Genomic DNA, 12,335 nt, shown 5'->3' with positions numbered 1-12,335 from the left:
ATGAGCAGGAAACAGTATGAAGTCCTTCAATGGGCTTCTTCTTTTTTAGAAGAACATAAACGGGAAGCAAGAGTGGCGGAAATCCTGCTGCAATACCATCTCGGTTTGTCGCGGAGCCAGTTTCTGATGCAGATGCGCGAGCCTTTGCCTCATGATGTGGTTGAAGCATTTACGGAAGATATACAAAGTCATGCGGCAACAGGGGTGCCCGTCCAGCATCTGACCGGCCGGGAGATGTTTTGGGGAAGGGAATTCACCGTCAATCGGCACGTCCTGATTCCGCGGCCGGAGACAGAAGAGCTCATCCAGCATATTCTCATGAGCGTCAAAATAGAGCGTCCAGTCATAATGGACGCAGGTACGGGCAGTGGTGTCATTGCTGCTACCCTTGCCCTGGAACTGCCTGGCTCGCAAGTGTATGCCACAGATATATCCGCCAAAGCACTGGAAACAGCCAAGGCAAACGCGGAGAACCTTGGGGCGGATGTGCGTTTTCTGGAAGGTGATTTCTTGAAGCCTCTCATCGGCCTGGGGGTAAAAGCGGATGTCATTGTGTCCAATCCGCCCTATATTTCTGAAGAAGAAGCACCATCCTTATCCGACACCGTACGGAATTTTGATCCGGAGCTTGCGCTTTTTGCGGAGGAGGAAGGGCTTGCTGCCTATAAGCAGCTTACCTCCCAGGCGAAGCATCTGCTGGCTGAGGGCGGCCTGCTTGCGTTTGAAATCGGCTATCAGCAAGGGAAAGCTGTCCAGCATATCATCAAACAGGTTTTTCCGCAAAGCAAACCGGAAGTCATTCAGGATATCAACGGGAAGGACCGGATCGTTGCCGCCGAAATTAAATAGGAATTTTGCGAGAATACTAGTTTAGAATCATTTGGCTCTGCCCATACTGTGGATAGAACAGTTCCAAGGGGGAAGGACAAATGAGGAAACTAGTATTTTTTGCTTTTATATTTCTTTTAATTTTTTTTAGTCTGCCGGCACAGGGAGTCAGTGAACAAATAGATGAAGAAGTCATGGAATTTCAGGTAATCCCGGATGAAGCGATCCGCCTCCGGATTCTGGCCAACAGTGACAGCGAGGAAGACCAGGAATTGAAACGGGTGATCAGAGACCGTGTGAATGAGGAGATTACCGACTGGGTCCAGCATCTCACAGATATTGATGTGGCAAGGGAATTGATTGCCGAGCGCATTCCACAGGTGGAAGCAGTGGTTGCCGAGGTGCTGCAGGAGGAAGGCAAGGAGCAGTCCTTTGAGGTGGAATATGGCAAGAATATCAGCTTTCCAACAAAGCTGTATGGAAACTATCTTTATCCAGAGGGTGAATACGAGGCAGTGCTGATCTCGATCGGCGAGGCAGAAGGCGCCAATTGGTGGTGTGTCCTCTTCCCGCCGCTGTGTTTTCTGGACTTCTCCAATGGCACCTCCGTGGCAGCTGCTGAAGGGGATGAGCAGGGATTGGAAGAGCAGGAAGCAGCCGAGGAAGAGACGGAAGTGAAATTCTTTCTGTTTGAATGGCTCGGCTGGTCATGAAGTAGAGATGATGTGCATAGAATGATAGAAATCAGCCAATACTAGACTAAAAAATAGAGGTGAGCTGCACATGAATCTGATTCCTGCCTACCGTGCACCGGAGGAGAAGTTGAACAAGTACTTAAGCAATAATGAGAGCATCCAGAAGGAAAGCCTGCTGTTAAAAGGCTATGTAGTAGAAATTGATGGAGTAATCGAGGGCAGTTTTCAGCTGGAAGAGATGGAAGACGGGGTATACTGGCTGAAGAAGCTGTATATCACACAGGCAGAAGCAGCCAGACTGCCATTCCTGCTGGATGCCATTTTGACATTGGCCCGCAAGAAAAATGCCAAAAAGCTGTTTGTCCACAGTCATCAGCCATTCCTGGATTTATTATTGGAAGCCCTTCAATTCCATCCCCAGAATGAACACGCAGTTGTGGATAGATACCGTGCATCTGAAGGAAATTGGTGGTCCTACAGCGTATCATAATAAGATATACACAGTATCCACAGGGGCATGTGGGTAACTTGTTGGAAAAATGTGAGTAAACGAATATTTCTGTGTATAAAATGAAGGCTGATCTTGTTGAAAGCCGTCGATAAAACAAAAATCCTGTGGATAAACATTCCACGGGATTTTTAATATGATTTGCTAAGAAGATTTATCCCCAGGTCCTTCTATAATGTTTTACTCCCTGTGGATTATCCTCTAAAATGTAGGATAGAAAAGAGGGAAGATGCGATGGAAACAACAAGATGGAAGATACAGGAGAATGGAAGATGGAACAACCAAGCGATTCAGGAAGCGGCAGAGCTCCTGAGAAGAGGGGAAGCCGTCTCCTTCCCAACCGAGACTGTCTATGGTCTGGGGGCAGATGCGACGAGGGAAGAAGCTGTAGCAAAGATCTTTGCAGCGAAAGGCCGCCCGCAGGATAATCCCCTGATTGCTCATATTGCTGGAAGGGAGCAGCTGTATCAGCTGGTAGAGCGCCCGCTTCCATATGTGGAAAAGCTGCTGGATGCCTTCGCTCCCGGGCCGTTGACCTTGGTGCTGCCGAGCAATGGTGCCTGTGCTGAGAACGTCACGGCCGGACTCCCTACGATTGGTGTGCGCATTCCCGACCATCCGGTTGCCTATGAACTGCTCAAGGCCTGCGGTTTGCCGGTTGCTGCGCCGAGTGCGAACCTGTCCGGTAAGCCGAGCCCGACAACGGCAGATCATGTCTGGGCCGATCTGAATGGAAAGATTGCTGGGCTGTTGGACGGAGGACCGACGGGTGTCGGCTTGGAATCCACCGTGGTGGACTGTACCGAGGAGATTCCAATCATCCTCCGCCCAGGCGGCATTACCCGGGAACAGCTGGAGAAGGTGATCGGCAAAGTGATGGTCGACCCTGCTCTTGCCGGGGAGAATGATCGGCCGAAAGCGCCCGGCATGAAATACAGGCATTATTCTCCTGAGGTGCCTTTATGGCTGGTGAAAGGGAATATACAAGCCATTCAGGATCTGATTGACAGGGAAAAGCAGAACGGGAAGCGGGTCGGCTTGCTTGCCGGAACCGCTCTTTCCGGACTGCTGGATGCAGATCACAAGATGGAGCTAGGTGAAAATATCGCGGAAATCGCAGCAAATCTCTATGACGGGCTGCGGACCTTTAAGGAAGGGGATATCGACCTCATTATCTGTGAAGCTTTTCCGGAAGAGGGACTTGGCCAGGCAGTCATGAACCGGCTGAAAAAAGCCGCAAGTGATTACGTGCTGTTGGATTAGGCGCCCTTTGATGGCCTGCATTGCACCCATCATATTCCCCCTTGGACATGCATATAGTTAATAAGCATGTGCAGGGGGGAGATCGAATGCAGGGGTATTACATAGCGGAAATCGTCTCATTGGTATTTATGGCAGCCGCACTCGGGATGGACGCCTTTTCCGTCTGTCTGGGCATTGGTATGCAACAGCTGCGGCTAAAGCGGATTGCCTTGATCGGCTTGACTATCGGCATCATGCATGTGGTGATGCCTTTTTTAGGAATATTGCTCGGGACATTCCTTTCTGCCCAAATCGGGCAGCTGACCACGCTTGCCGGAGGGCTGCTGCTGTTCGGGATTGGCGCCCAAATGGTATTTTCCGCCTTTTCGGAAGGGCCATCCAGCCCGATGCAGCCGGTCGGGGTTGGGCTGCTCCTGCTGGCCTTCAGTGTAAGCATTGACAGTTTCTCCGTCGGTCTCAGCCTCGGGCTTTCCGGAGTGAAAATCATGCTGGCCCTGATGCTTTTCGGAGCCATCAGCATGATGCTGGCATGGAGCGGCATGTTGCTCGGGCGGAAAGTGCAGGGGCTGCTTGGGATATACAGCGAAATATTGGGAGGCAGCATCCTCTGCGGATTTGGGCTGCATGTATTATTCGGCTGAATGGTATATGCAGCTTCTCTATTCACCTGGATGTATATTTCTGCCTGGCATCCGCCCTGTTTATGCCCTTGCTTTCCCCTCTCGTTTTTCCCATACATATGATATATTTGAAGGAGAGTAATGAAACGGGGGATCTTGGATGAAAATTTTGTTTGTATGCACGGGAAATACATGCCGAAGTCCGATGGCGGAGGCACTGCTGAAGAGAAAAGTGCCTGAGGCCGAGGTCCAGTCGGCGGGAATTTTTGCCGGGAAAAATCAGCGCGCCAATGCGAATGCCATTCGTGCATTGAAGGAAAAAGGTGTGGAGGCGGATCATCTATCCCAGCCAGTGGTCCCAACTCTCCTGCAATGGGCAGACATTGTGCTGACAATGACCACACAACATAAACAATCGTTGATTATGGAATATCCGAGTTTCCAAGATAAGTACTACACGTTGAAGGAATATGTCTCTGATACCGATAGACAGGTATGGGACCGGCTGAAGAAAGCCTATGCGGATTACGAGGAAAAACGTTCTCTGTTCATTCAGGAAAATGAAAGGAAATTTGATAATAAGGTGCTGGATCGCAAGCTGAGGGAGCACCTCCGTGAAGATGCGGAACATATCCAGCAGCTTGAAGCGGACCTCATCAATTATGATATATCCGATCCATTCGGCGGTGACCTTCATGTTTATCAGGAGACATTGGCCGAAATGGAGAAGTATATTGATATGCTTGCCGTGAAAATTAAATGAATGTGTATGGATGAATGAGTTGGTTGCTGCCTTGGTACTGCAGCCTGACCGTCTTTTTGCGCATTGCGGTATGTAACGTGAACCGGCTGGGTCTTACTTCGGCCGCTTTTTTCGGAGGGCAAGCCATGCGCCGGCAGGGGTTTTCCGCGGAGAAATTAAGAAGCATTTCATTATCCTGGCTGTTAGAGAGCATCCGCCATTTTTGCGCCCATTCATCTCCAACATGGCATTTTATAAAAAACATTAGTTAATTTACAAAAAAGACTTAAAAACTGGAACAAAATAAGGCATAATGTAGATAAGCAACAGTTAATTCCGAACTATATTATTAATTTGCTTAATAATATACGTGAATATGCAGATTCACAAACTATTGGACAGGTGGGTGATCAGCTAATGACCGAATTCAATCAGCAAGTCCAGCGGGATATAGAAGCAGTCCTAGAGGAATGGAAGGACAGCGGATATTTGCATGAGGGGGATTTGTTTGTGGTCGGCTGTTCGACCAGTGAAGTCATTGGGGAGAAGATCGGCACAGCGGGAAGTGAGGAAATTGCTTCCATCCTGTTCCGCGAACTAAACCGGCTGAAGCAGCAGACCGGTATTTGTCTGGCTTTTCAATGCTGTGAACATTTGAATCGTGCGCTCGTGGTGGACAGGGAGATAGTCAGGTCTTCCCAGCTCGAAGAAGTCTCAGCCATTCCGGTACCCACAGCAGGCGGTTCCATGGCTGCCCATGCATATAAGCAAATGGATGACCCTGCGGTAGTGGAATTCATCAAAGCAGATGCAGGCATGGATATCGGCGAAACGATGATCGGCATGCAGATCAGACACGTGGCTGTACCGCTCAGGTTCAAGCAGCGCTTTATCGGCAATGCAAGGGTGTCAGGCGCACGCAGCCGGCCGAAGCTGATCGGCGGAAAACGGGCCAATTATGAGGACACCAGGCTGAACAACAAGTGTTGAATCGGCAAATGCTGCCGTGCTTTCCATCATCCAAAAAGCGGCAGCTCGGCTATCCGCACGTCTCTTAGCGGGAGCCCTCTAGGCGGGTTTTAACTGCTCCGTCCGGCGGAGTGTTAGATATAATCATATAGGGGAGGAACAGTAATGGACCATCTTAAGCAATCAGACCAAGAACTATTCAATGCAATTCAAGCGGAGACCAAACGGCAACAGGACAAAATTGAATTAATCGCTTCAGAAAATTTTGTTTCTAAAGCAGTAATGGAAGCGATGGGCTCTGTCCTGACCAATAAGTATGCAGAAGGATATCCGGGTAAGAGGTATTATGGCGGATGTGAACATGTGGATGTCGTGGAGAACCTGGCGCGCGACCGGGCGAAAGAGCTCTTTGGTGCCGAGCATGCCAATGTCCAGCCGCATTCCGGTGCACAGGCGAATATGGCTGTTTATTTCAGCATTCTTGAGCCGGGCGATACCGTGCTCGGGATGAACCTCAACCATGGCGGGCATCTTACCCACGGCAGCCCTGTCAATTCCAGCGGCAAGCTTTATAATTTTGTCGACTATGGTGTGGACAAGGAAACTGAACAATTGGATTATGATGCAGTGAAAGCGAAGGCGGAAGAAGTGAAGCCGAAGCTGATCGTCGCTGGGGCTAGCGCTTATTCCCGTGAAATCGACTTTGCCAAATTCCGTGAGATTGCCGACAGTGTGGATGCTTACCTGATGGTGGACATGGCCCATATTGCCGGACTTGTAGCAACCGGCGTTCATGCGAGCCCAGTGCCACATGCCGACTTTGTAACCACGACTACCCATAAGACGTTGCGCGGCCCACGCGGCGGCATGATTCTTTGCAAAGAGGAATATGCCAAGCAGATCGACAAGGCCGTATTCCCTGGTATGCAGGGCGGACCACTGATGCATATTATTGCTGCAAAAGCCGTCTGCTTCAAGGAAGCATTGTCCGACGATTTCAAGGAGTATGCAAACCAGATCGTCAAGAATGCAGCAGTACTTGGCGAAAGCTTGTCTGGCGAAGGCTTGCGCATTGTTTCCGGCGGTACGGACAACCATCTCCTATTGTTGGATGTTACTTCCTTGGGAATCAGCGGTAAGATAGCTGAACATGTATTGGATGAAATTGGCATCACTACCAACAAAAATACTATTCCATATGATACCGAAAGCCCATTTGTTACCAGCGGCGTACGGATTGGAACGGCAGCCGTCACCAGCCGCGGCTTCAAGGAAGAGGAAATGAAGGAAATCGCCGAGATCATTGCCCTCACTGTTAAGAATCATGAGGATGAAGCAACATTGAAAGAAGCGGCAGAACGGGTAAAAGAACTGACAAAGAGATTCCCGCTGTATCAATAAGCTTCTGATTTATAAAAATCAATATTGTCCATGAAATAGAAAATAGTACGTACACATCAGGGGTTCCCGGGCCGGGAGCCCCTTTTTTCGATGGAAGCTTTGATAACCCGGCTTGAAACGGCCGGGTTTTATTAGTACAATTTTAAAGATATAACATTTAAAGGAGTGTTCGGCATAATGGGCAATGTATTCGTACTGGATCACCCGCTGATTCAACATAAATTAACGTACATAAGGGATAAACGCACAGGCACCAAAGAGTTCCGTGAATTGGTGGATGAGGTAGCCATGCTGATGGCGTTCGAAATCACCCGAAACCTGCCGGTACAAGAGATTGATACCGATACACCGGTGACAACCGCAAAGACCAAGGTGCTTGCCGGCAAGAAAATCGGCCTGATCCCGATCCTCCGTGCAGGACTAGGCATGGTCGATGGTATGCTCGACCTAATCCCAGCAGCAAAAGTGGGGCATGTCGGACTGTACCGTGATCCGGAGACGCTGACACCGCATGAGTACTATATTAAACTTCCTTCCGATATTGAAGAGCGTGAATTGATTGTCATCGACCCGATGCTCGCTACAGGCGGTTCAGCCAATGACGCGATTGAATCGTTGAAAAAGCGTGGAGCCAAAAATATCCGGCTGATGTGCCTGATTGCTGCGCCAGAGGGTGTGGAAGTGATCAAGGAAGCGCATCCGGATGTCGATATCTACCTTGCTGCACTGGATGAGAAGCTGGACGAGAAAGGCTACATCATTCCGGGACTCGGTGATGCAGGAGACCGTCTATTCGGAACCAAATAAGGAATTTCTGGTATCGGAAACCTACTATGCTGATGGAGTGAGATAAATCAAATGACGAAGCGTATAAAAGTGATGACCATTTTTGGGACAAGGCCAGAGGCGATCAAGATGTCTCCGCTTGTCCTGGAACTGAACAAGCGATCGGAAGAATTCGAATCTATCGTCACCGTAACGGCCCAGCACCGGGAGATGCTCGACCAGGTATTGGAAATCTTTGATATTCAGCCGGACTACGATTTGAATATCATGAAGAAAAAGCAATCCCTGGCACAGATTACCACCCGTGCGCTTGAAGGACTGGATGAAGTCATGAAAGAGACCAAGCCGGATATGGTGCTGGTACATGGGGACACGACCACGACCTTTGCCGCCTCCCTGGCCGCATATTACAACCAGATTGCCATAGGCCATGTGGAAGCGGGTCTGAGGACATGGGATAAATATTCTCCGTACCCGGAAGAGATGAACCGGCAGCTGACCGGCGTCATGGCCGATCTTCATTTCTCTCCGACAGATAAATCAAAGAATAACCTGCTGGAGGAACATAAGCCGGAGGAGTCGATTAAAGTAACCGGCAATACAGCGATTGATGCGCTGAAAACGACGGTGAACGACAACTATTCCAGCCCGGTGCTCGATGACCTGGACGGCAAGCGGCTCGTACTGATGACCGCCCACCGCCGGGAAAACCTGGGAGCGAATATGCAGCAGATGTTCCGTGCGATCAAACGCCTGGTAGAGGCCCATGATGATATTAAGGTCATCTATCCGGTGCATTTGAATCCTGTTGTCCAGGAGACGGCCAACGAAATTCTTGGAAATGATGACAGGATCCAATTGATAGAACCGCTCGGTGTAGTCGATTTCCATAACTTCGCCTCCAGAGCCCACCTGATCCTGACTGACTCCGGCGGCGTACAGGAGGAAGCACCTTCCCTGGGTGTTCCGGTACTTGTGCTCCGTGATACAACGGAGAGGCCCGAGGGGATCGAAGCCGGTACATTGAAGCTAGCCGGAACAGAGGAAGACAGGATCTTCGAGCTGGCGGATGAACTGCTTTCTAATGAGGAAGAGCATCGAAAAATGGCGAAGGCCTCCAACCCTTATGGTGATGGAGAAGCCTCCCGCCGGATTGCCGATGCCATCCTGGATTATTTCAACGGCTGAAAATAGGCATGTACTTTTTATAGGCCGCATCAATGAATCGCTCATTGATGCGGCTTTTTTATATGGTGAAGGATACATGGGTAGGATGGAAATATCGCCTGTATCGAGTGGGAATCGGCCGGAGAGCGGAAGTATCGCTAGGTGCGTGTGGAAATCAGCAGGAGAGCGGAAAAATCGCTAGGAGCCCACTCACTTCACCTACTCTCCTGCCAGCCGACATGGAAGATGGTATATTTACGCCATATCCGCCAAAGCTAAGCAGAAAAAGGAGTCTTGCCATGCACCGCTGTACAGCTGGGGTTATTTTCATCTTATCTGCTATCTTCTTTGCTTTACCGGGGATCCATGCTGCGCCCAAGGATAGTGAGGCACAGTCGATTATTGTCGAAGTTGAAGGAGACCCCTGGGAACATAAGGAATATTTGGAGAGCTACCACCCGATGATTGAAGTGGTTGAAGTATATGAGCAATTATTCGGTGGATTGGCATTAAGGGGCCGGCCGGAGAAGCTGGAGGTGCTGAATGAACTGGAATTCGTGACATCACTCCATCAGGTGAGGACCTATGAGGCCGCTCCTGACCAGATGTCTGCTGTAATGGCCGAGCCTGGTGAGGAAGGGGTGCTCCCATCTTCTTTGAACGATACCTCCTATACCGGGAAAGGAATCAAAGTAGGGGTGGTGGATACGGGGATTGACTATAACCATCCAGACCTTGCGGCAAACTACCGGGGAGGCTATGATTTGGTCGATCTTGATGATGATCCGATGGAGACAGTAGCCGGAGAAGGGATTCCGACGGTACACGGAACCCATGTTGCGGGGATCATTGCAGCGGACGGGGTGATGAAGGGAGTCGCTCCGGATGCGGAGATCTATGCATACCGGGCACTCGGACCGGGCGGCAGGGGCACAAGCATCCAAGTAATTGCGGCGATGGAGCAGGCTGTAAAGGATGGCGTTGACATTATGAATCTGTCGCTTGGCAACACGGTGAACGGTCCGGATTATCCGACAAGCATGGCTGTCAACCGTGCGAGTGAATTGGGCGTGGCGGTCGTGCTGGCCAATGGCAATAATGGCCCGGGCGACTGGACGGTTGGTTCGCCGGCGACGGCTTCTGGCGCATTGGGCGTGGGTGCATCCAGTCCAGAAAGGAAGCAGCCGTTCCTTTATCATTTTCCCTCGGATACGACGATACCTTTAGCTGCGATGCATGGGTCGGTTCCATGGCAGCTTGAGAGGGCCGCCCAGGTCGTCCGTGGGGATGGGGAGGCCCTCACCGGGAAAATCGCTTTATTCCAACGGGGAGAGGTGCCCTTTTATGAGATGGCAAAACATGCAGAAGAGGCCGGTGCAGCAGGGGTGATTATTTATAATCATGAAGATGGCCCCTTGAATGGCTCTGTTGATGGCGGGAACGATCCAATCACCATTCCTGTCGCTTCTATTGCCCGGGAAGCAGGGCTTTGGCTGGAGGAACAGCTCCAGCAAGGCCCGGTAAGGTTGGAGACCAATTACATGGATATGGAAAAAGCAGTGGCGGAATTTAGCTCGCGGGGCCCGGTGACGGTAAATTGGGATATCAAGCCGGATGTGATTGCTCCTGGAACGGAAATCATCAGTACCGTGCCGGACGGCTATCAGCAGCTGCAGGGGACCAGCATGGCAGCACCCCATGTCACCGGTGCGCTTGCCTTGCTGAAGGAAGCACATCCCGATTGGAGCAATGAACAGTTGTTTGGTGCACTAATGACGACGGCATTGCCGTTGGAGGAAGACGGGAAACCCAGTGAGAAAGCGACTATCCAGGGAATGGGGGAAATCCGGCCCAAGGAGGCTGTCGAGGCGGAGACCATCATCCATGATCCGATGATTTCCCTTGGAACCATGGCAGGTTATAGGGAATCAGCGACAAAGGTTCTCAAAGTGGAAAATCACGGCAGCAAGCCAAAGACCTATACATTTGACATTCCTCGCAAGCAAAGGGGATTGACCTGGGAGTTTCCCACGACAGTGGAAGTGGCACCGGGAGAAAGTGCCGAGCTGCCGGTGAAACTGGTTGTGAATTCACAGCAGCTGGAGGAAGGTGTCCACCAGGGTTGGATTACCCTGATGGAGGAAGAGCAGCGGATCCACTTGCCATATCTCTTTGTCAATCAACAGGCAGGGCAGCCGAAAGTAATGGGGTTTGAGCTGGAACCGCGGATGTTCGAAGACGACATGTATGAATACCACCTGTACCTGACCGAGAAGGCAGTACTGGCAGAGGTGGATTTGTATGATCCTGATACCCTGATGTATGAGCGGAACCTGCTACGGGTGGAAGAACCGGAGACAGGGCAGAATGAAGGGAAGCTGACAGGCGAAGATCTCGGGCCCCCGGGGTACTATATCGCTGTAATCACAGCCTATTTGGAAAATGGGGAGCAGGAGAGTGTAGAACTGCTTCTTCACTTAGAATAGCACCGCTATAGTGGCATGATTGTGAATGACTAGGGAAAGGATAATATCCATTCTCGTAAGTTCACAAAAATGTCACTTTTTCTGTTTCCATGAACCTGCAGGCGCGAAAATTACCGTCATTACGCCATCGGTAAGGAATTGCCGGCATAACGGCATGGAAAGGCCGGATAAGCGGGTTTTGCCAGCATAAATGGATGCCGGGCGGTGAAGGGCTTAGTAAAACCGCGCCCAGCAATGAATACTCACTCTAAATAACCCGCCAAAAATTGCCGTATATATATAAGAAATAAGGTAGGAGTTGCAATTGACAATAGAGGTTGGGCTATTGTAAACTTGCTTAGTGTGGGATGAGAAGGTTTTCAACAAATGTCAGTATTTGTAATTTTCAACAGAAATTTGTCTGAAAAGCAATCATCCACAGGTATATGCGGAGTGTTTCAGCAGTGATGTAACAGGTGTGAGGAGAAGGATGGACATGTTCGATTATGATTCAATGCTAAAACGTCAGCGCAAGTGGATGTTCTATCTTCTCGCATTATTGGTTCTTGGAGCCGGTTTCACGCCATACATACGTATCTTCAATGGACTGCTGCTGGGCAGTGCTGTCAGCTTTTACAACCTTTGGCTGCTCCAGCGGAAAACGGACCTGTTAGGGGAAAGTGTAACAAAGGGCGGTTCCAGGCTCGGAATCGGCACTTTCTCACGGATGGCTGCAGCAGCAGCGGCCGTACTGGTGGCTCTCCGGTTTGAGGAACAATTTCATATTATCGCCGTCGTCATCGGGCTTGTATCTTCATACATAGTTATGATGCTGGACCTATTTATTCAACTTATAGTCAACAAAAAGAAGGACAGCCCTGAACGGTAGTG

Annotated in this window: 12 protein-coding genes; all 12 read left to right on the top strand. The window is 50.2% G+C overall.

Translation table 11 applies throughout. The annotated features are described in order from the left end of the window. The 12 genes from prmC to ACFODW_RS11250 all read left to right on the top strand — a co-directional run bounded on the left by prmC (window position 1) and on the right by ACFODW_RS11250 (window position 12,333). Complete coding sequence (gene prmC, locus ACFODW_RS11305) at window positions 1-849, top strand: peptide chain release factor N(5)-glutamine methyltransferase (RefSeq protein WP_390306457.1); 849 nt, start codon at window positions 1-3, stop codon at window positions 847-849. Window positions 850-929: 80 nt separating this feature from the next. Beyond that, window positions 930-1,541 (top strand): stage II sporulation protein R, encoded by a 612-nt coding sequence (spoIIR, locus tag ACFODW_RS11300; RefSeq protein WP_390306454.1) that lies wholly within the window; start codon window positions 930-932, stop codon window positions 1,539-1,541. 70 nt (window positions 1,542-1,611) lie between these two features. Next, entirely contained in the window at window positions 1,612-2,013 is a 402-nt protein-coding gene (locus ACFODW_RS11295; protein WP_390306452.1) for a hypothetical protein, read from the top strand. Window positions 2,014-2,265: 252 nt separating this feature from the next. Further along, the gene (locus ACFODW_RS11290) at window positions 2,266-3,294 is read left to right on the top strand and encodes an L-threonylcarbamoyladenylate synthase (RefSeq protein WP_390306450.1); all 1,029 of its coding nucleotides are present in this window, start codon (window positions 2,266-2,268) and stop codon (window positions 3,292-3,294) included. An 86-nt stretch (window positions 3,295-3,380) separates the two neighbouring features. After that, entirely contained in the window at window positions 3,381-3,935 is a 555-nt protein-coding gene (locus ACFODW_RS11285; RefSeq protein WP_390306448.1) for a manganese efflux pump MntP, read from the top strand. Between the two features lie 139 nt (window positions 3,936-4,074). Beyond that, entirely contained in the window at window positions 4,075-4,677 is a 603-nt protein-coding gene (locus ACFODW_RS11280; RefSeq protein WP_390306446.1) for a low molecular weight protein arginine phosphatase, read from the top strand. A 396-nt stretch (window positions 4,678-5,073) separates the two neighbouring features. Then, window positions 5,074-5,646: a TIGR01440 family protein gene (locus ACFODW_RS11275; RefSeq protein ID WP_390306444.1), complete on the top strand. Its 573-nt coding sequence runs from the start codon at window positions 5,074-5,076 to the stop codon at window positions 5,644-5,646. A gap of 144 nt (window positions 5,647-5,790) precedes the next feature. Continuing rightward, a complete protein-coding gene (locus ACFODW_RS11270; protein WP_390306442.1) occupies window positions 5,791-7,026 on the top strand; it encodes a serine hydroxymethyltransferase in 1,236 nt (411 codons plus the stop codon). Between the two features lie 177 nt (window positions 7,027-7,203). Further along, a complete protein-coding gene (gene upp, locus ACFODW_RS11265) occupies window positions 7,204-7,833 on the top strand; it encodes a uracil phosphoribosyltransferase (protein WP_390306437.1) in 630 nt (209 codons plus the stop codon). 51 nt (window positions 7,834-7,884) lie between these two features. Then, window positions 7,885-9,000 (top strand): non-hydrolyzing UDP-N-acetylglucosamine 2-epimerase, encoded by a 1,116-nt coding sequence (gene wecB / locus ACFODW_RS11260; protein WP_390306435.1) that lies wholly within the window; start codon window positions 7,885-7,887, stop codon window positions 8,998-9,000. A gap of 62 nt (window positions 9,001-9,062) precedes the next feature. Continuing rightward, complete coding sequence (locus ACFODW_RS11255; RefSeq protein WP_390306433.1) at window positions 9,063-11,465, top strand: S8 family serine peptidase; 2,403 nt, start codon at window positions 9,063-9,065, stop codon at window positions 11,463-11,465. A 475-nt stretch (window positions 11,466-11,940) separates the two neighbouring features. Further along, complete coding sequence (locus ACFODW_RS11250) at window positions 11,941-12,333, top strand: ATP synthase subunit I (RefSeq protein WP_390306431.1); 393 nt, start codon at window positions 11,941-11,943, stop codon at window positions 12,331-12,333. Window positions 12,334-12,335 lie beyond the last annotated feature (2 nt).

Origin of the sequence: Virgibacillus sediminis (genome assembly GCF_042643265.1) — a bacterium.
Taxonomy (GTDB): domain Bacteria; phylum Bacillota; class Bacilli; order Bacillales; family Amphibacillaceae; genus Virgibacillus_O; species Virgibacillus_O sediminis.
This window is presented reverse-complemented; position numbering and strand designations above follow the sequence as displayed.